A 23,750-nucleotide genomic window follows, 5' to 3' on the forward strand; every position below is an offset into this window, starting at 1 on the left:
TGCTGCAGCTTAAGCCCTCTTTACAACCATTAGCTTATTTTGAAGATAATGGTTATTTTCAGCATAGCCACCCATATTTGCTAGTGGCGATTTTCAGTCTCTGTCCCGATTTTTGGGGAGGGGGGCAGGCCAGCCACTATCCTCGTAATCGCTAGCAGGTTTTAAAACTGTTATATCCTGAATGGTCGAAGTAGATTTCTTTAGGTATTATATACTATCTATCACTAGACTTTTGTCTCAATAATAGTCTGATTTTTTTATGATTTGGTACTTTTCGCATCTAGCAGGCTTTTTCAAAATTATTTATATTAAATGTAACTGAAGTATAGGTTATCTTTTTGGAAAAGATAGGGCAAAGAAAAGATGATCTCGCCGTCAAGCGTGACGAATGATGCTGTCTGCTGACTTCTTACGTGACTACAGCCTTATGCGGATGTAAGAAAAGTGATAATGCCGAATAGAACTATCCTTGTCATTGCAGGATAGCGTTTTAAAAAATCTTCTAACTTTATAATATTTTTACAATCTATTGATAGGAGATTAAAATTCATCCGTTATGATAGACAATACAGGAGAGGAAAGCGAATTCTGTATTTCACATAAGTAGCTGAACATCTATTTTTAAAATAAGCTGGAGGTTGTCGTATGAAATGGGTAAGTTATACGTTCATGTTACTTTGGAGTGGTGTAAATCACGATGTTCAGCCATGAATATATTTCTCATAAACAAACCCAGAATCATTGCAATAGGCTCAACAAGCTATTTCCCAACAGACAGATGGCAACGGTGATGGTTTGAGCTCTGCATTTCCTGTTAACTTTATGGCTTCAGATGGCAACGCTTTCGCTATGCTGGAGATACCTAATTTGGACAAGATGCTGCCTGTGGTCGAAGGAACAAGTCCGAAATCCTTGGAGAAGGGAGTGGGTCATTTAGCATTTCAGCCTATCCGGGACGAAATGGTCAGATTTTTTTTTCTGGGCATCGGGATACCGTTTTTCGCCAATTTGATGGAATTGGGATTGGTGATGAATACAAAGTGACAACCCCTTACGGCACATATACATGAAATCAGACAAACGGAAATTGTTCCAGCTGACGATACATCTGTCATAAGAGAAATGGAGAAGGAAATGATCGTTGTTACTACGTGCGATCCATTTGAGTATATTGGCGATGCGCCGGAACGATTTGTGACATATGCCTATCTGGTTGACGATGGTGAATATCAATTATTCAGTTCGTGAAAGCTTTGTATGGATTGGCATTATTAGGCGGCAATGGCCAAATGCTGCATGTTGATCCTTGTCGTCACCAAAAGGATCTCCAGATTGATAATGATGGCTGTTTTGAACAATGTGGGAAAGCTGACTCTATTAGACTATGAGTAAATGTTTATGGTCAAATTTACAAAAAAGGGGACAGAAGGATGCGTGCAAGGATCAGGAAAAAATATTTCAGTATCATGATGGTTTTTGTACTGATGGTAAGTATGCTTACACCTGCAGCAGGCCCATTGGGTAACGATGCTTTGGCAGCGGACGGGACGTTGACTGTCGGGGAAGCGATTGAACAGGACAATGATGGCAGTGAACAGACCGTTAGAGGGCATGTTGTCGGGTATGTTCTTTCATCTGATAATGTGTCGCAAACTGATTTCAATGATGATTATAATGTTGCGCTGGCAGATGAAGCCGATGAAACCGATCCTGATCAAATGCTGTATGTTCAAGTGACCGACGATTTCCGGTCAGAGTTCGGTCTGAAGACAAACCCTGATAATCTGGGGGAGGAGATTGTTGTCACCGGGACGTTGAACGAATATCACAGCCATAATGGTCTGAAGGAACCGAATGATATGAGATTCGCTTCCGAGGAGCCGGAAGAACCGGATGACCCGCTTGAAATCCAAACAATCGCTGAAGTAAGAGATCAGGCCACAGGTGAAGCCAAAACGAAAGGCGTTGTAACGGCAAAATTAAACAATACAATTCAAATTCAGGATGATACCGCCGCAATTGCTGTGCGTCCGACGTCACTTGATGTGCAAATGGGAGACGAAATCACGGTGATAGGCAGTTTGGACGATTACCGGGGTTTACTCCAATTAAATAATGCAACGATTGGGGATAAGGCAGAAGGTTCAGTGATTCCGGATCCTTTATCGATTACTGGTGGTGAGCTGGAAAACCATCAATCAAAACTGGCGGTGATCGAAAATGTAACGCTCACGGATGTTCATGATGCTGGTGATTGGGCGAATTATACTGCTGAGGATGATGCCGGGAATACATTTGTTGTACGGGATGAGACAGGAGAACTGACACTGAAAACAGATGTCACATATGATGCCATTACCGGGGTTGTGACACAATTTGATTCCGACCAGCAGATTATCCCACGCAGTCAGTCGGATATCGTTGGTGACACATCTGCGGTCCAGCCGGTTACAGCAAGCCCGGAGCCTGGCGTCATTCCGACGGGGACCGATGTGACGCTGGAAACAGCTACAGATGGTGCTGACATTTTGTACACGACAGATGGCAGTGATCCTTCAGAAAATGGAGAACGATATGCGGGCGCTATTACGGTTGATGAGGATGTAACAATTAAAGCCATTGCCGAAAAAGAAGGATTGACAACAAACGAAACAGCTGAATTCAGCTATTCTGTCTATGATTCTGAAAACGGCGTTATGATACACGACATTCAAGGTAAAAGTCACGCATCACCTATGGATGGCAGCACTGTTCAAGACGTTGAAGGTATTGTCACATACGAATATGAAATCAGGGATTCGAACTACTTTCATATGCAGACACCGGAAGAGGATTACGATGGGAATGAAAAAACATCGGAAGGCATCGTTGTCTATACGGGAAATTCGAATGATGTTGAAGTCGGTGATCTTGTCAGTGTTACGGGAGAAGTCGACGAATATCATATTGACGGGTATGAGGATCGAGCTGAGACGGATTTGTCGGTTACAGAACTTGTTGCACTGGATGATCAGGGCGGAGTTGTTGACGTGATGGAAAATGATGTTAATTTACCGTCTGCTGTTGAGATCACTTCAAGCGATATTCCGGAAGAAATTGTTGGTGAAGACGGTTTTGACAGTTTTGAACCAGCTAATTATGCGATTGATTACTGGGAAAGCATTGAAGGCATGCGAGTGGAAGTGGCACCATCCCGGGCAGTCGCACCACAGGAGCATGGTGATCTGGTTGTTGCGACAGAAGAGTTTATGCCGGAAAATAGTACCGAAAATGGCGGAATCCGTTTAACTGATGAAGGACCAAATGCCCAGACGATCCAGTTTAAGCTGCATCCTAACGGGGATGCGAGGGATTTCGCTGTTAAGACAGGGGATAAATTTACTGAAACCGTTGATGGCGTTGTCAATTACGGTTACGGAAATTACAAGGTTTATGCCGATTTGGAGGATGCTGAATCAGTATTTGAAGAAGGGGATACAAAGCCGGAACAAACAAGCATTGTTAAAGATGAGGACAAGTTGACGGTTGCCACATATAATGTGGAAAACTTTTCGGCAAATGATCGTGAGACATCACCACAAAAAGCGGAAAGTATTGCCCGTGCCTTTGTAAGTGATATGAACATTCCGGATATAGTAGGGATTGTTGAAGTCCAGGATAACAATGGACAGGATGAAGGTCCTCAAGATGCGGATGCTTCTGAAAGTTATCAGCGGCTTATTGACGAAATTAAGAATCAGGGCGGACCAGATTATGACTACGCTAATATTGATCCCGCGTACAATCAGGATGGCGGGGCGCCGCATGGTAATATTCGCGTCGGTTTTCTTTACAATCCGGAACGTGTATCACTGATGGATGGTGACGCCGGCACATCAACAGAGGCGACTGACTATGTGGATGAACAATTGACATTGAATCCAGGACGCATTTCGCCTAATGCGGATGCACTCGAGGATACGCGAAAACCATTGGCGGCTCAGTTCAATTTTAATGGTGAAAGTGTTGTCGTAGTAGCGAATCACTTCAACTCCAAGAGCGGTGATGATGGTGCATTCGGCCAGAATCAGCCGCCTGAATTAAAAAGTGAACCGCAGCGTCGCGAACTGGCAAAAATCGTTCATGAATTTGTGACAGATATCAAGGCAGACAATCCGGATGAAAATGTCATGGTGCTGGGGGACATGAATGATTTTGAATTTTCCGAGCCACTGGATATTCTTGAAGGTGAAGAACTGACAAACAAAATCATGTCGGTTCCTGAGGATGAACGGTACACATATGTTTATCAGGGGAACTCACAGGTGCTTGATCATGTTCTCGTATCCGATCACCTGGCTGAAGCCACTGAAGTTGACATTCTGCATGTGAATTCAGATTTCACGGATATGCATGGACGTGCGAGTGATCACGACCCGATCATGACGCAAATTGATTTGCAGGATACTGAAGAGTCAGATACTCCATTTGACTTTTCCATCATGCATATGAACGATACCCACGCTCATGTCGAATCACTGCCGAAAATGATAACAGCCATTAAGGATTTCAGAAAAGAAAATCCGGATTCACTGCTTCTTCATGGCGGGGATGTCTTTTCCGGAACCCTGTACTTCAATGAGTTCAATGGACAAGCTGATTTGGAACTGCTGAACATGATGGAAATGGATGCCATGGTTTTCGGTAATCACGAATTTGATCTTGGCGGTACAGAAGGAGGTCATGAATCGTTATCAAAATTCGTTGAAAATGCTGCGTTTCCGTTCCTTGGCACGAACATTGACTTTTCACAAGATCCGCATATGAAAGAGCTTGAAACCAATCAACCGCTGGTTGATAGTCCGGAAAACGGGCAAATTTACAATAGCATTGTCAAGAATATAGAGGGTGAACAAGTAGGGATCTTCGGCTTAACGACCGAGGATACAGAAAATATTGCAAACCCTGAAGATGTAACCTTTGCAGATTACAAGGAAACGACTGAACAAACGGTGCAAGCCTTTGAAGATGCGGGGATCGATAAGATTGTCGCTCTCAATCACCTCGGTTTTGACAGTGCACCTGAAGTGGGCAACGATCTGCGCCTTGCCGAGGAAGTCGATGGCATTGATGTCATTGTAGGCGGTCATTCCCACTCTGAACTTGACGAACCGGAAATAGTCCCACAGGAGCAAGCGTCATCTCAAGTCGTGATGCAGGATGAGGAAGGGGATGCCAAGGCCCCGACCGTGATTGTACAGGCAGGACAATATGCCGAGCACCTTGGTACACTCGATGTGACGTTTGATGACAATGGTGTGGTTACCGCGTATGAAGGTGAACTGCTTGATGTGGGGGAGTATGCCGAAGATCCCGAAGCCGCAGAGGTGCTCAAACCTTATAAAGAAGCGATTTTTGACAAAATGACTGAAGAAATTGGCGCAGTAGCCAAGCAGGAATTGACAAACCCGCGACAGGATGAGCCGGGCGATGACAGTGTGAGAGCTAACGAAACCGAGCTGGGAAATTTGATTACTGATGCGATGCTTGCCAAAGCACAAGAAAAATATCCTGAAACGGTTATAGCCTTTCAAAATGGCGGCGGAATTCGTGCTCCGATTGATGAAGGGCCGATTACAACCGGAGAAGTCATGAGTGTCCTGCCATTTGGCAACAATCCGGTGATTGCAACATTAACCGGTCAGGAAATCAAAGATATCCTGGAACACAGTGTGCGTCAGGCACCTGCTGAAAATGGCGGGTTCCTCCATGTTTCCGGTATGCGTTTCTATTATGACAGTGAAAAAGAACCAGGAAGTCGTATCGTTCAGATGTATGTTCAAAATGACGGGGAATGGGTAGAGATGCAGCCCGATAAGGAATATCATGTGACAACGAATGGGTTTACCGGTCAGGGCGGTGACGGCTTTGAAACGTTTGCCCAGGCATATGACGAAGGACGCGTGAAAGATATTGGTGAAAGCGACTGGGGACAGTTGGTTGAATATATGGTCGAGGAAGAGTATCTGGATGGCATTGTAGACCCTGAACGAGAAGGACGGATTGTTGATCTGAAGGGTGAAGATTTTACAGGGCTCCCGAACAATCCGGAAGATCCTGGTGAAAACGAGGACCCGGGTGATGACAACGGCAATAACGGGAGTGGAGATGATTCCGGTTCCAATCAGGATGGAATGCTGCCTGGAGAAGATGATGACCCGAGCGGCCATGGCATGATACCAGGTGACCGTTCCGGAGATGGTGCAACATTACCGGATACAGCAACAAACATGTTTACGTTCTTGCTCATTGGTAGTATGTTGCTTGCAGCTGGTGGGATGATTCTCCTTTACAGACGTCGGCATTTCGGAAATACGTCTGATGAAACATAATAGACTTTAACTAGAAGTAAAGACAGAGAGGCTGGGACAAAAGGATATTAGCCAAAGATAAATCCGTACGATGATTCCACTATGATGGGAACAGTTCGGATTTATCTTTTGAGGGATGTTTGAACATTGGTTGCGCATGATCCATCAACGGAGAAGTAACTTGGTCTTAGATTTGCTTGCTTCTATGCTTTTGTTGGTGAATGCATGATTATCGTTGCGGAAAAATACGCCCTTTCCTTGGCACGACCTCAGCTAACTTTGCCAGGAAAACTACTTGGCAAAGTGGATCTTCGGCTCGCGCTGTTCCCCCAGGCGTGTTGCATTTTTCCGCGGTTTAGAATAGTGTTCTCATAAGGTGACAGCAAGTTCAATGAATATTGTTCTATAAGTTCTTTTCTTTCAACCATCAGCACCCCAACATGAGCGGAAGCAGCATACGGAGACTCCTATGGGAACAGCACGAGCCGAAGCCCCCGCAGGAAAGAGGTCTTTGCTTTCCAAGGAGGCTGAGGCCGTGCCCAGGGAAAGCGCAGTATGCTGCCGGAGTGAATGATCGCACGCAACTAACATCAGAATGGAAGGAAGGCTGCACCAAGACAAATTGTCACGCTTTCGCAGTCGTTAACAACGATGAATATGGATGTGACTGTTGAAAAAGTCAAATGCTGCACTTCCTGCCCTGTCATCGTTCGTCTTTAGCGTGGAACGTTTTAACTGTGTTCCAGCCTCGTTTGTAAGTATAGAAAATATAAACTGAGATGTTCAGATCCGAGCGTCCGGCGATTCGTGAGACTTCCCTCGGCTCCGTACGATAAGTCAATATCAATTTGCTTAACAACTCATTGCGTTTCCTTTATATCTTGCAGCTCAGTCCAGGTCATACGTTGCTGAACGGGTATTCTTTGCTTTTCTGAGGATAGACATGAATCATAATTTTAATGATGTATTGTTCCTCACTGTTTTGTACAACGTGTCATAAACAAATTATTCCAAAATATAATCTCCAAGGCTTACTTGTAATTGCGCCATTTCTGCAAAAAGTCGTTTATAAGTACTATGTGAAGTTTTCTCATCTCCTTTATGGTGTCCAATTAGAAAGTAACCTTCCTCCGTTTTAAAATAGGGATAACCTTTATTAGAGTTTGGCTGCAGCATGTACAAGTGGCTATAATTTGTGAATTCCCCTTTTTGTATTTGCTCTCGTTTCGTTAAATTGCCTATATGATAGTCTGTATCTAATTGTGATTCGTACAATTCATCGATAAAATCTACTAATACCTTAAAAAATTCACCATCTGAAATATTCTCGATATTTTTATTTAAATAAAAGGATTGTTTTGGTAACTTTTTAGTGTGATTTGATCGAAATCCAGATCGACTGCTTTATTCATTAATTCAATTTGTGCATGATCATTCGCTCCTTCATTTCAATCGCCATACGCTGTTACACAATCTTTTCTTTCTGATGATGCATGATCGATAAATATTTTTCAGGTGACTTATTTACTACATAATGGCGAATATTATGTAATGACATACCAAGATCCTTTAACAAATCAATCACCATAAAAAGCTCTAATTGATGAATCGAGTAATAGCGATAGCCTTTTTCATTCTTAAATTTAAAGGCCCGACTTGATCGTAGTAAAAAGGAGTCTGTTTATTTACTTTACATAGCTTTGCAAATTCGCCAGTTGTGAAATATTTTATATTCTTTTTCGCTATTTTGGATCGCTCCACGCTTGACTATATACCATAAGATAAATCAGTGTACACTGAAATGAAAGGAAAAAGGAGCAAAATGATGAAACAATCTATCTTTCGTAATCGAACATATATGTTACTGTTAGTTGCAGGTATTTTTGCGATTGTTGGCTTTAGTATGTTTTTGACAACGACTTCCTGGTATATCATTAACGTACTAAATTCACCTGGTGTCTTGGGAATTGCTTTAATTACTGCAACGGTTCCACGTTTAATATTGATCACTTTTGGTGGTGTTTTGGCAGATAAGTACAAAAAAACGACCATTATGTTTGGCACTAACTTGGTTCAGGCATTGGTTCTGTTTTGTATTTATTGGCTTGTGGCAAGTGACACCATGACATTAGCTTTATTATTTGTTACGGTAGGCGTATTTGGTATGCTGGATGCATTTTTGGGGCCTGCCAGCTCTTCTTTGATACCAAAAGTAGTGGAAAAATCGCAACTACAACAAGCAAACGCCTATTTTCAAGGTGTTGATCAAATATCTTTTATTATCGGCCCAATTCTTGCGGGAGTTATCATGGAAACAAGTGATATAGCGACAAGTTATTTGGCTGCAACCATGTTGGTTCTGCTATCTGCAGTGGTCGTTTTCCCACCTTTTATTAAGGAGGGCCCAGTTGAGCGTAATGGCGATCAGAGCACGCTGGAAGACTTACGTGAAGGTATTGCTTATATGAAATCTTCCCGTTTTTTATTAATCGGGATTCTTGTATTGATTACGTTAAACTTTTTTGTTTTTGGTGGACTGCAAATTGCAATGCCATTGTTAGTTGATCTTCTTGGTGGGACTCCTATTAATTTAAGTTTTATGGAGGTCAGCTTAGGAGTTGGCATGGTAATCGGTACCGTGGTTATGAGTTTTGTCAAAGTGAAGCGTAAAGGGTTCACATCGTTAATGGGGCTTGTCGCTTCATTAATTTCATTAATTATCTTTAGCCTTGCTGCAAATTTAACGATCCTGACAGCCATCTTATTCTTAATCGGATTTTCCATTGCATTTGTGTTTGTACCTTTTTTTACAGCGGCTCAGGAAAATACTGAGAATCGAATCATGGGACGTGTGATGAGTATTATTTTCTTGGCTATGAATGGCTTTGATCCGATTGCATATGGTGTTGTCAGTGCGCTGTCTTCAGCAGGAATGGATATCCAATTAATTTTGTTTGCCGCTGGAGTGATTGGTATGGCTATAGCTGTTGGCGTGTGGTTGAAAGGAAAGGCCTTTGTTAGAGCTTATGAATAAACATGTGAATACGGGTTATGAAAATGAAAAAAGCATTATGGATTGACGTTAATCACAATTCATAATGCTTTTTCAAGAATACTTAGTTCCTTTTATCATCAATTACACCCTAAATTAATACGAAAACCTGGGGGTTCCAAAAGTATTTCCTTTATCAGCAGTCTATTTTCCAGATGCTTGACGCTAATTATTTGGAACTATTTTTGATGATAGGACAGTATTAAGTTAACAGGGGAAGGGGTGGGTTCAACAAGACATTCGATAAAATGATCAACGTTTTTGGTTTGAAAATTCAACCATTTATTCAGGATATAATGTTAGTATGGAAATGTGTCGTTTTGACTTAACGTAGCAAATTGATTGAATCAGCGTATATTCATGGCAAATTATCTAGTAAGGGGATTACGGTGCTCCATATTCTTATTCAATCTTTATGCATCCCCAATGAACAAAAAAGCTTATTTCCAGTCTAAATCAGTCCTTTAGGAGGTGACTAAATGAAAAAAGAAAAGCTAATCAAAAAATATGATAAACAGGTAAAAATATATGAAAATCATCGTTCTAATCAAAAGCTTGCTGGATGGAGAAATAAATTGATAAAAAACGCATACGGAAAAGTCTTAGAAGTGGGCGTTGGAGCTGGTGCGAACTTTCCTTACTATAATAGGAATAATATTGAGATTACAGGCGTTGATTTTAGTTCCGAAATGATTAAGAGTGCCAAAAGAACAGCATCGCATTTTCAAGTGAAGGCGGAATTTATACAAGCAGATATTAATGAGCTGGTTTTAGAACACAACTCTTTTGATTGCATCGTATCAACCCTTTCGCTTTGCAGTTATCCCGATCCAATTGCAGCATTAAGTAAATTTAATAATTGGTGCCATCAGGATGGGATTATATTATTAATGGAACATGGTTTGAGCTCAAATATATTGCTTTCCTTTGCCCAAAATGTGATTGATCCACTGCATACTAAAATATCTGGATGTCATTGTAACAGAAACATCAATAAGATCATTGAAAAATCTAATCTTCAGGTAGAATATATTGAAAGTTATTGGTCGGATATCATCTATTTAATTTGGGCAAAACCCTCTAAGGAATCGTTCGATTATAATAAAGCTTAGGGTATTATAGACAAGCTTTTAAACGTGAAAAACAAAAGCGTATATAAGATTAAACTTAATTTTAAAACTACCTAAGTGCAGCAGAGGCCGGGATTAAACGCATTTAAATTGAATCAAACGCATGAAACCTGATTTAAAAATCTTGATTTCATGCGTATTTTATTTTCATGACTTGAATTGAAGATCCGTTATTTGTCACTTATGTCACAGCCTCCGGAGAGACGAAGCTACTAATCGCCCGTGATAACTTTCACACAACTGTCACAGCTAGGTGTGATTTGCATCACATTGTGACCAGCATCACACGATTAACATGATGTATATAGGGTTAACCCTCTGTGAACACAAAACATCAACTTATCTGGAGGGATCGAATTGAGTCTTGATACTGAAAAACTGACCATTGTGAAATCGAGTGCCCCTTTTTTGAAGGAGCACAGCACGGACATTGGTAAACATTTTTATGAACGTTTGTTTGCTAAAGCCCCTGAACTCCGCCACATATTTAACCAGACGAATCAAGAGAGAGGTTTACAGCAGGAAGCGTTGGTCTACTCTGTTTACGCGGCAGGAGAGAACATAGATCGTTTGGAAAATATTCATCAGCTTGTTGACCGAATTGCCGAAAAGCATGTATCTCTCGGTGTCCAGCCTGAGCAATACCCGATCGCCGGCGAGGCACTGATTCAGGCAATCAAGGATGTGCTCGGTGACCAGGCTGCCGATGAGATCATCGATGCATGGCGTGCGGCTTATGACTATATTGCCAATATTTTTATTGAATTGGAACAGAAAAAGTACGAGGAAATAGAACAGCGGAAAGGCGGCTGGCAAGGGTTTCGGAATTTTATTGTTGAAACAAAAATCCAAGAAACACCTGATATCGTTACATTTTGTCTGAAACCTGAAGACGCTCAGCCCATCGCTTCGTATAAGGCGGGGCAATATTTGACACTTAAAGCAGACATCGCAGGCGAGCCTTATACGCATATGCGTCAATACAGTCTGTGCGGACTGCCCGGCAAAGATAATTACAAAATAAGTGTTAAGCGGGAAAAAGGCAATGGCGATCAGCCTGATGGCATCGTTTCCAATTATTTGCATGATCAGGTAACAGAAGGGGATATCTTGTCATTCTCCGCTCCTGCAGGCGATTTTACCATTACGAGTGAAGATGAGCCGCTTGTATTGCTATCTGGCGGGATCGGATTGACTCCACTTGTTGGGATGCTGGATACGATTGCTGAAAAAACGCCCCATCGCCAGGTTACATTCATTCATGCAACGCAAAACAGCTTAACCCATGCCATGAAAGAACATGTTCAACAGATCGCCGCCGAGCATCCGAATATCATCTCGCTTGTCTGTTATGACCGACCGAGTGAAACGGATAGGATAAACCAAAATTATGATAAGGAAGGTTATGTTGATCTTCCATGGCTGCAGTCAATTCTGACATGCGGCAAAGAGGCGGAATTTTTCTGCTGTGGTCCGGCTCCATTCATGAAAGCTATTGACTGTTCTCTTAAGGATTGGGGTGTCCCGGGTGAAAGTAGACATTATGAAGTGTTCAATCCGATCAGTGTTTTAAACGAAGCATAAAACCGTGAATATAACCAAGCAGCTTCGCGAAACAGTAATCGGATTTTTGTAGCGAAATTGTTTACTGGCAATCATTAAAAACCCTCCACTTGCGCAAAATAACAGAAAAGCGCAATGGAGGTTTTTTAAATGAACAATCATAATGATATTACAGGAGCCGACAAAGCGGCAATAAGAGAACAAAGCAGGCGATCAGGGCTTTCTTATAATGAAGCAAAAGAATTCATTGCCAAGACAACAGGCGGTCGTGGTACGAATATTTATAGTGATACCGACGTGGAAGAAGTTAAACGGAGAAATCAGCAATCTGACAAAAATAAATAACAAATTGGAATTGATTGTGCGGGGGCGGATTCAAGACTTGCGTCAGTCGTTTTGTAAAGAGCAGCTAATCAATCTCAGAACTGCTGGTTATAGTCGTTCTTAAAAAACGCCACGGGCATCAAAGGCCTCGTGGCGAATTTTTCATATTAAACAAACGATTGCGTCCCCTTATTAAAATAATGATGTCATTAAATCGTTAACGCTGCTCTAAACGCGCAATTCGATCATCAATAGCGGGGTGGGACGAAAAGAGCGATACCATCCCACGTTTTCCATTAATTTTCATTGTTTGAATAGCTGAGTCGTCGGTTCGATTATTTATCTGGGCAACTCCTGTATGACGTTTTAGTGAACGCAGCGCATGTGACATTTTGTCGCGTCCAGCTAAGTCTGCTCCGCCATAATCCGCCCGGTATTCCCGATGCCGTGAATAGGCACTGACAACAAGGCTTCCAAGTATCGAGAAAAGTATCTGGAAAATAATAATCGCGGCAAAACGGACGACGGTCTGCAGTTCGGCACGTACCAGGCGTGATACAAGAATGGCTGCAATCCTTGATAAAAAGACAACAAATGTGTTGACGATACCTTGCAACAGTGTCATGGTAACCATATCACCATTTGCTACGTGGGCGATTTCATGGGCAATGACACCTTCAATTGCATCATCATCCATTTCATCTACTAACCCCTGTGATACGGCAACGAGTGATCGTTTTTTGGTTGGACCTGTCGCAAATGCATTTACCTCACGAGATTGATAGATGCCAACTTCCGGCATATACATCAGGCCTGCTGCACGGGACAAACGGTGGACCTTTTCCACAACAACGCGTTCATTTGCAGACAACGAACCATTCGGATCCAGTACTTTCACTTTCATCATCTTCTTGGCTACCCAGCGTGAGATCGCCAGTGAGAAAAAAGAGCCTATGAAGCCGACAAGTAAACTGAATATCATTAATGAGCCATAATTGATGCCTTCTAATCCGTCACTTCTATTTGTAAATGAACCGCTAATGCCTGTATATGTTACAATGAAAGACCAGACGATGACGATTGTTGTTAAAACTAGAATGTTAGTCAGTAAAAAAAGAAATAGCCGTTTAGCCATTTGTTTCCTCCTCAAAATCAAAAATATACAATACCAGTATAGCATGATTTCAAGGTAACAGGAAATATAGTATACGAGCTAGTATTTTTAAAGTATTTTCAAGCCTGCAGAGAAGAAAAATGAATCTTGTCCTGATACCATATTAAAATATAGTGCTTGTTAGAAACTAGGTGAATAGATTTATGGTTAAAATTTATAGTCTTTTGTTATTGGTCATGCTCATGTGGGGGCTCAATGTATCGGCGATCAAAGTACTGGTGGATGCGATCGATCCGATGCTATTAACGGCGTTTCGTGTGATGACAGCAGGGGTTGCGGTTTTAGTGATTTGCGCTTTGATGGGGATATTCAGGCTCCCTTATAAACATGAGTGGCTTGTCATTTTTTACATAGCCATTTTTAATGTCATTTTGCATCATTCGTTTGTTGCAGTTGGCCTGGAAGGGACGACAGGTATTAATGGATCGTTAATTTTAGGAATGAATCCGCTTATCACTGTTATGATGGCATTTGTCATTTTGCGACAACGCATGACGTGGCTGAGGGTCATTGGATTTATTTTAGGATTTGTTGGAGTGGTTGTCACGACATTGACTGGAACCGGTGAGCTGACAGGTGTTTCAATGGGTGATCTCATTGTATTCTTAGGGGTTGCTGTACAGGGGTTCAGTTTTGTATTGATCAGTAAACTGAAACCGACATTTGATCCAAGGCTGGCAACCGGTTATATGCTTATACTTGGGTCGGTATTTATCTTTTTGCTGAGCCAGACGTTTGGCTCGGGGATCAGTGAAATCACTCGCTTGATTGATTGGCAGCTCGGCTTTGTCTTTTTGTTCAGTGCTGTGCTGGCAACCGCGTTTGGTCATATGACTTATAATTACGCTATTAAAAAGGTAGGACCGGCTGAATCGGCTATTTTTATCAATTTGAATACCCTGTTTGCCGTCATCGGATCCTCAATATTTTTAAATGAAACCATTACGTTGAACCATGCCATTGGTTTTATCCTGATATTGTGCGGCGTGTTTATTGGAACTGGTGCTTTGGAACATATCATTTGGAAGCGAAAGGAGAAACGTCATACAGGATGACTGTATGTCTTTCGAGGACAACTGAATTTAAATATGCGACCAGTGCTCAAATATGTAGAGATGAACCTGTTTGCCAGTGAGAGTCTAATCAATACACATGAAAAAAGTCATGGTTCCATCGTCTGCTGAAATTTTACTGGATCTTTACTTGCTTTTAAATCTAGTAAAATAATATTCTGTTATGCTTGTACCAGAAAATCCAAAGGAGGGATTAGATTGTTCAGAAAGCTCGTATGGGGTGTTCTGTGTATTGGTATTGTATTTGCTGGTTTGGGTATAGCAGTGGCAGATGCTTCCAAGCATAACAAGGGAGATAAAGGAAATAGTGTTGGCATGGGAAGTGGCAGCAGTCATAAAAAGGTGGAAAACGTGATTTATATGATACCGGATGGGTTCAGTTCCAACTATGCTGCCAACTACCGGGCATACAAAGGGGAAGAGGCTATTTGGGATCAACATTTGAAGGGCATGTTTACGACTCACGCAGCTGGCTCTGACATAACCGACTCTGCAGCTGCCGGTACTGCAATGGCAACCGGATACAAAACGAACAATGGTGTTATTGGCCTTGACCCTAAAGGCAATGAACTGAAAACAATTCTTGAAGCCTCCGAAGAAGAAGGAAGAGCATCCGGGCTGGTTGCGACATCTACAATCACCCATGCAACACCGGCTTCATTTGCTGCACATGTGAATGATCGCAATAATGAAACTGAGATTGCCAGGCAACTTGTGGAGAGCGAAGTGGATGTTTTGCTGGGAGGCGGAAAAAATAACTTCCTGCCAAAATCTGAAAATGGTAATCAGGAAGAAGCTAATCTTATTGAACAGGCTAAAGAGCAAGGACTTAGATTTGTGGAGAATCGTGAGCAATTGATCGACGAAACAGATGTTAACGTTGAAGATGAGGAAGGATTGCTGGGATTGTTTGCTGATGAAGCCCTTTCACCTGAGCTGCATCGCGTCAATACTGAAGAACCAAGCCTGGCTGAGATGACCGAATCGGCTATTGATGTTTTAGAAGAGGATAAGGATGGTTTCTTCCTCGTTGTAGAGGGCAGTCAGATTGATTGGGCAGGACATGACAATGATGCTGCATGGGCTATGTCAGATGTGGCCGCTTTTGAAGCAGCTGTTGAGGAAGCCATTAATTTTGCAAATAAAGATGGAAAGACTTTGGTTGTTGTTGCGGGTGACCATGATACAGGCGGCATGACAACAGGAGCAAACGGATCAATGGAATTAAATGCGGACATCCTGCAAAATGTAACGACTACCGGTGAATACATGGCATCTGAGCTGAATGATGACCGATCGAATGTCAGAAATGTGGTTCAATCATATGCCAATATTGAATTAACGGAAGGGGAAGTTCAAACCATTCGGGAGTCAGATGATGCTGCATCAGCGATTAATACTATTGTAAGTGACAGGGCATCGGTCGGCTGGACAAGTACCAATCACACAGGTGCAGATATCCCGGTTTATGCATATGGTCCGCAAGCGAATCAATTTACCGGATTCCATAATAATACTGAACTTCCTAAAATCATAGCAGATACCATGAAACTGAAATAGGCCTGTACAAGCAAAGGATGCTGAAAGGGACAGGGGGAATGGATGTCAGCCCCTGTCCTTTTACATTGCTTTCAACAACAGTCTCTTCAGGAGCGGGGCAAAATGTTCAGGCAGTTGGCCGACAGATGGAATCATGATGCGTTCTCTGCCATAGATATTGTGCATCAGGTTGTCTTCCTGTTCACTGATCTCATCTTCCGCAAGAAACATGCCGATGACGTCGATACCTTTTTTGCGGGCTTCAGAAACGGCCAGGTTCGTATCAATGATACCATTTTCATGGTAATTAGATGCGGCTGGCTCCCCGTCAGAGAAAACGAGCAAAAATCTGTTCTTCTCGCTCCTTGCTACCAGTTCTTCCGTGGCGACACGGATACTGAAACCGTCCCGGTTGTCTTCCTGTGCTTCCAGCTGCATGATCTTTGCTCCATGATGTTGATACAGTGAATCGCTGAACGAATGAATGACATGGAAATAATTAGGTTTGTACTGGTCTTTTACTGCCGTTGCATCTTCCCAAAACCCGATGATGGAATGGGGAATGTTTAAGTTTTTTAGCACTTCATGAAATAGGACAATCCCTTTTTTGGTTTCTTCCATCTTGTTCAGCATTGAGGCGGAGCAATCCACAAGCAGCGTGAAGGCAGCGTCCATCTCATTGGATGCTTCATTTTTTTTATAAAAAATCCGAGGGTATTCCTCCGTCACAGCACTGATTAATTTTTTCGACAGACGGCCTGCAGTCAGATTGCGGCGAGGTGTTTGCCGCTTATGTTCCAGCATCTTGTCAATCGTTTTGGATAATCTTCGCTGTAACGGAGCAATTTCTTCAGTATATTGCAAGTATTGTGCCTTATCAGAATCGGTCGGTGTTTCGGCGTTTTTGATTACTTTAACAGCGTATTGATTTTCCCGGCCATAAGCGCCGCCTGCAGATTCCTTATTTTGACTGTCTTGCTGTTTGTTCATGGCTTCCATGTCGGAATAGTTGTTTTGCTCACTTTTCCCGGAGGCGCCCTGGATTGATACAAGAGCTTGATCGCCTTCTTCCGTTTCCCGTGTGCCTTCTCCCATCAGGCTTGATCTGGTTCCCTGTTCGAGCTCAAACTGCAGGAAATTCTGCTTTCTGCCAGCATTTTCATTTTCTCCATGCCATGTGGGAAAATTCTGTTCAAATGTGTCGCTATTTTCTTTGCTTACATCTTCTTCCAGGCTGTCGTTGGCCAGCGGGTCGGTACGAGTGATCTCATCAAATACACTTTGTTCTGTATAGTTGGCAAGATCGCTTATTGGAAATATGACATAATCATGGGTCATGTCTGAATAATGGTTTTCCAGCCGCAAGACGATTCGTTCTAAGATTTTTGTCACATCCACTGTGCTGTCTGCTTCAAAAAGCTCGAAAAGAACTGGTTTCAACCCATTCAGCTGATCTGTCTGCCGGTTATTTGCCGTGGAGAAGGAAGGGTCAGGTGAATCGGCTTGGATCAACAGATAAATCAGGCAGTATAACTCATCAAGGGAGAGGCTTCTCGTAACGTTTGCCTCCAGCTGCTGCGTAAAATATTGTCTGAGATAATCCCGTCGAATGGCGAATAAATTTGCTGTACCAGGCCGTTCCCTTTTAACGATTTCTTCCAGCCGGATATTTTCAAACAGTGTGAATAGCTGACCAGCGAATTTTGGGAGTGCCGATTTGGAGATGTGCTCCATAAATGCTTGCATCGTGTGGACGTTGGAATGATGGAGCGTTCCAATCGTTCTAAGCAAGATGTCGGTTTTGAATCCCGCATCCCTCGCTCTGGTGTTACCAATCCCCCAATTGGCGCTGGCTGTTATACGGTTGTTTTTTATATCAATGACTGATCCATAGGCATACTCGAATTTTAAATCAGAGATTCCCGATAAAACAGCGGCAAAGTCCTGTAGCTGCAGGAAAAGGCGGGTGTCGATATTGGTTTCTCGGAAACGAAACATGTTTATTCTCCTAATTGAATCTCATTTATTTTAAAAGGTCTTTATCATGGCATTGTTTCATCCGAATAACGTTTCTGCCATGGTGAGCACTAAATCTTTTTCGTTGCTTTCGTCCAGCTTATCAGCAATTGCACGGCGAATGGCCCGTTTTGGCGGGATCGTTTTGCTTAAGTCACAAGCATCAAGCAATGCACGGATGGATGCGGCATCTTCCGAGAGTTTTCCTTGTTGGACAGCTTGAATCAGATCATTCGACAGACGGACAAACAGATCAATTGTGTGTTCATGATCCAGCAAGCTGTTATCCTGAATCAGCTTTTTCAGCTGCTCACCTTCCAAATATGGGATGTCAATGACAATGAAGCGGTTTTTCAACGCTTCGTTCAGGGGAACTGTGCCAACATAGCCTTCATTGATGGCAGCCACCACACCAAACCCTTCTTTGGCGGTGATGATTTCTTCGGTGAATGGGTTTGTGATGGTCCGGCGATAATCGAGCACCCCGTTGATGAGCGGAAGGGTTTCCGGCTTGGCCATATTGATTTCATCGATGTAAAGGAAAGTTCCGTGTTTCATCGAATTGGTGACAGGACCTGGCACAAATTCGATCATCTGTTTGTCACCTTCATATGCAATTGTTTTAAACCCCATTAAGCTTTCCGCATCCAGATCAACCGAACAATTTACATTGAACATCGGCTGGTTAAACAAGTTAGAAAGTGTTTCGGCAAATCGTGTTTTTCCCGAGCCAGTCGGACCTTTCAGAAGAACATTTTTCCCCATGCTTAAGGCAGTGATTGCATCGGTCAGCAGGTCTTGGTCAGGCGGCACATATCCGCCATTCCGGATTAAATCATTGAATCCATTGCTGCTTATATGGCTGCGGCTATTATCGATTAATTGCCTGATCGTCTCAGGCAGCTGATTGTATTGTGTCATAGCTGTGCTCCTTTCATCAGCTATTGTAACCTTTGTGATGCAGGGAAGAAAGTTTTAGGCATGTGTGATATAGGATAAGTCGATTGCGCGATGGAACAACCTAATTCGCACGGCATTGTCACGATTTCGCGCGATGACCTTATTGAATCGCGCGGGCTTCATATCACACCGCGCGATTCCGCTTTTACGCAACACCTGACAGTAGCATATAAAGGGATTATCGAATCAATCACGACAAAATAAAAGCGCCCGCTCTTTATTCATCGAGACGCTTCTTATGCCAACCTGTTTTGTTTCTGCCTATGTTGTTTGGGTACTTTCCGAATCTTGTTCAGTATACCAAATAAATTTATTGGTATAGCCATAAATAATCACAAGGATAATCGCAGCAAAATTTAGCCACATATACGGCAAATATTGCAGTACGGGAACCCCGAACATAGCAGCCATGAATATACCATTGTCTGACCATGGTACCATCCCTGACGTTAACGTGCCGCCAACTTCGGTATTCCGGGAAAGAATTCGTCTGTCAACTTTTAATCGATCGTAGTTTTTTTCCATAATCTTTGGTGTTAAGATTAACGACACATACATGGCACACCCAAAGATGTTGGATAAAAATCCTGTCATCAGTGTTGAAACGGATAAACGCCCGGTATTTTTAATGAAATTTGTAAAGGATTCAACGAGGACCTGCAATGCGCCAATATAGTTTAATAAACCGCCGAATCCGAGTCCGAGAATAATGACCATGACTGATCCAACCATTCCGGTAATGCCGCCACGGTTCAACAGCTCATCCATAAATTCATTTCCGGATTGCAGACTAAACCCGTCATAAGCAGTATTCAAGGCTGATATGAAGTCCATATTCTGAAAAACAGCAGCCCAGACGGCTCCGAGCAAAGCCCCGAAAGCAATTGTCGGTACAGCTGGTTTTTTCATGGCCAATAATAAAATGACTGCGAGAGCAGGCATCAGCATTATCCAGTTGATATTAAATATACCGTCGATAGCCGTCATAATGGAATCTACCCTGCTTAAGTCCACATTATTTGCTGTATATGTAAAACCTGCAATCGTAAAGGCGGTTCCGCTGATGATTAAAGCCGGAACACTTACGTAAAGTAAAGATTTGATATGCTCAACAATATTAACTTTAGTGATCGAAGCCGTCAACACTGTGCTGTCAGATAACGGTGATAGTTTGTCTCCAAAATAAGCACCTGATAATACGGCACCCACCACCATTGGCAAAGGAATGCCAAGCCCTTCACCAACACCAACCATAGCGATACCTGCTGTGCCCGCTGTTCCCCAGGAAGTTCCTGTTGCCAAAGATGTAATGGCACAGAGTATGACTGTGGCTAATAAAAATATACTGGGATGAATAAACTCCAATCCGTAATAAATGATGCTAGGTACAATACCGCCTGCAATCCACGTGCCAATCAATGCACCAACAGCAATGAGAATCAGCACTGCTTCCAGACCATTGAATATCCCATTTTTAAGCGCTTCCTGCAAATCATTGTATTGGTATCCTAGCCTTAATCCCAAAATAATGACCAAAAATAAAGCGATAAATAAAGCTAATTGAATAGAAAGATCAAAAATGCCAGTAAACGAAAAAGCAATAGCCAGGAATAAAACGAGTAATATAATGACTTCTACAATGGTTGGTTTTCTTTCGCTGTTTTCCTGATTTTCACTCATTTTCATACTCCTCTCTAAAAAATCATCATTTTCAATGATAAAGCTTTACGAAGGTTGATTATAACGTATGATAAAAGTCATACCAACATGTGCTTGATTTTTTTGATTGTGAAGGTGCAGCATGCTTGATGAGGTTTGAATGACGTCTTTTGAGCAAGCTGGAAGGAGATAAGGGTTAACAGGCATGGTTTGATTGGATCTGCGTAAAAAGCGCCCCACTCCACTTATGAACGGGGCACTTTCTTTTATTCTAGGCCGTCTTTTTCTTTTCGGTGGCGCGTAATTCATTAAATCGCTTCGTTTCCTTGACAATAACACCTGACAGGAATAACAGACCGATTAAGTTCGGTATGGCCATTAAGCCATTGAAAATATCTCCTAGATTCCATACCGTTTCCAGTGACAGGGTTGCTCCAGGTATGATCGCCAGTACAAAGATAACCCGATACAGCATGGTTAAGTTGTCACCAACCAGGTATGTAAAACATTTTTCCCCGAAGTAGGCCCAGCCCAAAATAGTCGAAAAGATAAAGGATAATAGTGTCACAGCGACGATTACATCTCCATATCCGGGCAGCAGTGCTTCAAATGACTGAGCTGTGAGTGCAGCACCTTCCGTACCGGTTGCGTATAAATTCGCCATTGTAAGGGTAAGACCTGTAACCGTACAAACGATAATGGTATCGATAAATACTTGTGTCATGGAAATGAGTGCCTGACGAGCAGGTACGTCTGTGCGGGCAGCCGCAGCAGCAATGCCGCCTGTACCCAAACCTGCCTCGTTCGAAAACAGCCCGCGCGCAACCCCCATTTGGATAACGGTTCCGATTGCACCGCCAGCAACGGCCTGTCCAGTAAATGCATCCCTGAAAATTAATCCGAAAGCTTCCGGTACTGCATCGATATTCAGAAAAATAATGATAAAACCAGCAATCAGATAAAAAACGACCATGACAGGAACGATAATACTGGCCGTTCGTCCGATACTTTTGACACCGCCGATAATAACCAGTCCAACGAGAACAGCGAATACCAGACCAGTCACCCAGAGCGGAATATTAAACACATCATTGGCGACGTCTGACGCAGCATTCGCCTGGATCATATTGCCAATCCCGAAAATAGCTGCAAAAACAGCAAAAACAGCAAACAGCATGGCCAGCCATTTCTGTCCCAGGCCCTTTTCAATATAGTACATTGGCCCCCCGGACATTTCACCTTTGGCATTTTTTTGCCGGTATTTGACACCGAGAACCCCCTCGGAATACTTTGTCGCCATCCCGACAAGTGCTGTAATCCACATCCAAAATACTGCACCGGGCCCCCCGGCTACAACAGCCGTCGCCACTCCAACAACGTTACCGGTTCCAACCGTTGCTGCCAAGGCTGTCATCAGTGCCTGGAAGTGGGAAATATCCCCTGTAGATTCCTGATCATGTTTTTTAAAGGTGATTCTTAGCGCGTAAGGCAGCATTCGAAAGGAGAAAAACGCCAACCGTACTGTTAAGTATAAACCTGTTCCAACTAATAGGATGATTAGCGGTAAGCCCCAAATGAAACTGCTTATTTCACCACTTATGTTCGCAAGCCAATCTGCCATATGATTCCTCCTTTGTAAAGCCAGATATAGTATAAAAGGTATATGAATATTTTAAAAATGTCAATAAGTCCGACGAGTGATACCGTCGACTCACATCGGATTTTGTCATAATGTGAGGGAAAGCGGTTAAAATAAACATAAATCAGGCAAGAATAGGAGGGCGGAGCAAATGTCAGAAGAAAATAAGAATCAAAATAAAGATAAGAACACACAAAATAATAAAAACAGGTTTGTTAAGCAAAAACCTGATCCTGATGTAGAGTTGCCTGAAGATCGAGCGTTTCTTAATTTGGATAATAAGCGGAATAAACGGAACCGTTAGAGGGATTGTCGATTTTTGGAATTCGATTGCAGATGACGGGTGGGAGCTGCTGGTTCCATATGACCGGCAGCTTTTCATTTTCTGAAAGGGTGACCTTATGCGGGTGGGAAATTACTAAGGTGCAGGACACCGCTGATTTTCTGTTTTAGTAAAAAGGCGCACCACGATAAGAAAATCAGGTATGCATACTGTCAGGCATACGTCTATTCGACCCTATGTTTTTCCACGCTATGCTGCTTGTTTTGTATGCTAATGATGATCATCTCCCAAGGCTGTTATTTCGGAGTTACTGTTTCAGCATTTTCCAATAGTCCCAATAGTCCCGTTGAAAAAGACTCATCATAACACCATCATGATATTCTCCATTGATAAAGAAGTGTTCAATCATTTCTCCTTCAGCCTTGAAGCCGACTTTTTCATATATGTGACTGGCCTTTTCGTTCACTTTATCGACAACTAAATACAGCTTATGCAAATTAAGAACTGAAAAAGCATAATTCACCGCTAATTTAGTAGCTTTGCTGGCATAGCCATTTCCCTGATGATTAGGATCGATGATAATGGCAAATTCTGCATTACGGTGCCTTTGTTCAATCTCAAACAGGCCGATAAATCCCAAGCTTTCGTTGCCATTGGTTAAAATGAATTCACGATTTCGTGGATTGTCATGATTTTTGTCATAGTTTTCTTTCAGTTTTTCCATGGACATATAAGCTTCACTGAACCAGTAATTCATCACATCGGGATTATTGAACAGGTGGTGTAAAAATGATAAATCATCTTTTTCCAGCGTACGCAGTCGCAGATTAAGGGTCATGGGTGTACTCTCCTTCTGTCTTTTTAATTTAATTTTATCAGAATCCTCGGTGGTAATCATTCTTCATAGATTAATGCACACTATTCATTGCAAATGATAAAAACTGATGTTTTATTTTTCTGTATGTTTTGTAGTATAATAGAATTATAC

The 23,750-nt window shown here is 42.4% G+C and carries 17 protein-coding genes and 1 pseudogene; 11 read left to right on the forward strand and 7 right to left on the reverse strand.

Going from position 1 to position 23,750, the window contains the following annotated elements; translation table 11 throughout:
- Positions 1-938: 938 nt before the first annotated feature.
- From BM195_RS19010 to BM195_RS09935, 3 genes are all read left to right on the forward strand, one after another.
- The gene (locus tag BM195_RS19010; protein WP_342028034.1) at positions 939-1,070 is read left to right on the forward strand and encodes a sortase family protein; all 132 of its coding nucleotides are present in this window, start codon (positions 939-941) and stop codon (positions 1,068-1,070) included.
- A 1-nt stretch (position 1,071) separates the two neighbouring features.
- Positions 1,072-1,248: a sortase domain-containing protein gene (locus tag BM195_RS19015; RefSeq protein WP_425283914.1), complete on the forward strand. Its 177-nt coding sequence runs from the start codon at positions 1,072-1,074 to the stop codon at positions 1,246-1,248.
- A 182-nt stretch (positions 1,249-1,430) separates the two neighbouring features.
- A complete protein-coding gene (locus BM195_RS09935) occupies positions 1,431-6,371 on the forward strand; it encodes a 5'-nucleotidase C-terminal domain-containing protein (RefSeq protein WP_090237292.1) in 4,941 nt (1,646 codons plus the stop codon).
- An 877-nt stretch (positions 6,372-7,248) separates the two neighbouring features.
- On the opposite strand, the pseudogene BM195_RS09940 reads toward BM195_RS09935, so the two are convergent.
- Positions 7,249-8,096, reverse strand: a pseudogene (locus BM195_RS09940) (MerR family transcriptional regulator).
- A 76-nt stretch (positions 8,097-8,172) separates the two neighbouring features.
- Between BM195_RS09940 and BM195_RS09945 the strand changes: the two are divergent.
- From BM195_RS09945 to BM195_RS09960, 4 genes are all read left to right on the forward strand, one after another.
- Entirely contained in the window at positions 8,173-9,384 is a 1,212-nt protein-coding gene (locus BM195_RS09945) for an MFS transporter (protein WP_090237294.1), read from the forward strand.
- Between the two features lie 497 nt (positions 9,385-9,881).
- Positions 9,882-10,514: a class I SAM-dependent methyltransferase gene (locus tag BM195_RS09950; RefSeq protein ID WP_090237297.1), complete on the forward strand. Its 633-nt coding sequence runs from the start codon at positions 9,882-9,884 to the stop codon at positions 10,512-10,514.
- A gap of 375 nt (positions 10,515-10,889) precedes the next feature.
- On the forward strand, positions 10,890-12,116 hold the full coding sequence (gene hmpA / locus BM195_RS09955; protein WP_090237299.1) for an NO-inducible flavohemoprotein: 1,227 nt from the start codon (positions 10,890-10,892) through the stop codon (positions 12,114-12,116).
- Between the two features lie 129 nt (positions 12,117-12,245).
- On the forward strand, positions 12,246-12,440 hold the full coding sequence (locus tag BM195_RS09960) for a hypothetical protein (protein WP_090237302.1): 195 nt from the start codon (positions 12,246-12,248) through the stop codon (positions 12,438-12,440).
- A 196-nt stretch (positions 12,441-12,636) separates the two neighbouring features.
- Here the strand turns inward: BM195_RS09960 and htpX are convergent, their stop codons facing one another.
- Entirely contained in the window at positions 12,637-13,554 is a 918-nt protein-coding gene (gene htpX / locus BM195_RS09965; RefSeq protein WP_090237305.1) for a protease HtpX, read from the reverse strand.
- Between the two features lie 182 nt (positions 13,555-13,736).
- Here htpX and BM195_RS09970 point away from each other — a divergent pair, with 182 nt between their 5' ends.
- Together BM195_RS09970 and BM195_RS09975 are read left to right on the forward strand one after the other, a co-directional pair.
- A complete protein-coding gene (locus tag BM195_RS09970; protein ID WP_090237308.1) occupies positions 13,737-14,648 on the forward strand; it encodes a DMT family transporter in 912 nt (303 codons plus the stop codon).
- Between the two features lie 216 nt (positions 14,649-14,864).
- The gene (locus BM195_RS09975; RefSeq protein WP_244535725.1) at positions 14,865-16,226 is read left to right on the forward strand and encodes an alkaline phosphatase; all 1,362 of its coding nucleotides are present in this window, start codon (positions 14,865-14,867) and stop codon (positions 16,224-16,226) included.
- A gap of 60 nt (positions 16,227-16,286) precedes the next feature.
- Here BM195_RS09975 and BM195_RS09980 read toward each other — a convergent pair whose 3' ends face one another.
- Entirely contained in the window at positions 16,287-18,203 is a 1,917-nt protein-coding gene (locus BM195_RS09980) for a vWA domain-containing protein (RefSeq protein ID WP_090237312.1), read from the reverse strand.
- A gap of 57 nt (positions 18,204-18,260) precedes the next feature.
- Entirely contained in the window at positions 18,261-19,142 is an 882-nt protein-coding gene (locus tag BM195_RS09985) for an ATP-binding protein (protein WP_090237315.1), read from the reverse strand.
- A gap of 90 nt (positions 19,143-19,232) precedes the next feature.
- Between BM195_RS09985 and BM195_RS18330 the strand changes: the two genes are divergently transcribed.
- Positions 19,233-19,385: a hypothetical protein gene (locus BM195_RS18330; protein ID WP_170848220.1), complete on the forward strand. Its 153-nt coding sequence runs from the start codon at positions 19,233-19,235 to the stop codon at positions 19,383-19,385.
- Between the two features lie 57 nt (positions 19,386-19,442).
- Here the strand turns inward: BM195_RS18330 and nhaC are convergent, their stop codons facing one another.
- A complete protein-coding gene (gene nhaC, locus BM195_RS09990; RefSeq protein ID WP_280141260.1) occupies positions 19,443-20,897 on the reverse strand; it encodes a Na+/H+ antiporter NhaC in 1,455 nt (484 codons plus the stop codon).
- Positions 20,898-21,111: 214 nt separating this feature from the next.
- Complete coding sequence (locus BM195_RS09995) at positions 21,112-22,461, reverse strand: alanine/glycine:cation symporter family protein (RefSeq protein ID WP_090237321.1); 1,350 nt, start codon at positions 22,459-22,461, stop codon at positions 21,112-21,114.
- A gap of 169 nt (positions 22,462-22,630) precedes the next feature.
- Between BM195_RS09995 and BM195_RS18335 the strand changes: the two genes are divergently transcribed.
- Positions 22,631-22,783 carry a hypothetical protein gene (locus tag BM195_RS18335; protein WP_170848221.1) on the forward strand — a complete coding sequence of 51 codons (153 nt, stop codon included), beginning with the start codon at positions 22,631-22,633 and terminating at the stop codon, positions 22,781-22,783.
- 286 nt (positions 22,784-23,069) lie between these two features.
- Here BM195_RS18335 and BM195_RS10000 read toward each other — a convergent pair whose 3' ends face one another.
- Positions 23,070-23,600: a GNAT family N-acetyltransferase gene (locus BM195_RS10000; RefSeq protein ID WP_090237324.1), complete on the reverse strand. Its 531-nt coding sequence runs from the start codon at positions 23,598-23,600 to the stop codon at positions 23,070-23,072.
- Positions 23,601-23,750 lie beyond the last annotated feature (150 nt).

The organism is Lentibacillus halodurans, assembly GCF_900112045.1.
Classification (GTDB): Bacteria; Bacillota; Bacilli; order Bacillales; family Amphibacillaceae; genus Lentibacillus; species Lentibacillus halodurans.

Coding starts and splice junctions, on each gene's coding strand:
- BM195_RS09985 (WP_090237315.1), bottom strand. CDS start 19,142: ATGACACAATACAATCAGCTGCCTGAGACGATCAGGCAATTAATCGAT.
- BM195_RS10000 (WP_090237324.1), bottom strand. CDS start 23,600: ATGACCCTTAATCTGCGACTGCGTACGCTGGAAAAAGATGATTTATCA.
- BM195_RS09980 (WP_090237312.1), bottom strand. CDS start 18,203: ATGTTTCGTTTCCGAGAAACCAATATCGACACCCGCCTTTTCCTGCAG.
- BM195_RS18335 (WP_170848221.1), top strand. CDS start 22,631: ATGTCAGAAGAAAATAAGAATCAAAATAAAGATAAGAACACACAAAAT.
- BM195_RS09970 (WP_090237308.1), top strand. CDS start 13,737: ATGGTTAAAATTTATAGTCTTTTGTTATTGGTCATGCTCATGTGGGGG.
- BM195_RS09960 (WP_090237302.1), top strand. CDS start 12,246: ATGAACAATCATAATGATATTACAGGAGCCGACAAAGCGGCAATAAGA.
- htpX (WP_090237305.1), bottom strand. CDS start 13,554: ATGGCTAAACGGCTATTTCTTTTTTTACTGACTAACATTCTAGTTTTA.
- BM195_RS09945 (WP_090237294.1), top strand. CDS start 8,173: ATGATGAAACAATCTATCTTTCGTAATCGAACATATATGTTACTGTTA.
- BM195_RS09950 (WP_090237297.1), top strand. CDS start 9,882: ATGAAAAAAGAAAAGCTAATCAAAAAATATGATAAACAGGTAAAAATA.
- BM195_RS09995 (WP_090237321.1), bottom strand. CDS start 22,461: ATGGCAGATTGGCTTGCGAACATAAGTGGTGAAATAAGCAGTTTCATT.
- BM195_RS18330 (WP_170848220.1), top strand. CDS start 19,233: ATGGAACAACCTAATTCGCACGGCATTGTCACGATTTCGCGCGATGAC.
- BM195_RS09935 (WP_090237292.1), top strand. CDS start 1,431: ATGCGTGCAAGGATCAGGAAAAAATATTTCAGTATCATGATGGTTTTT.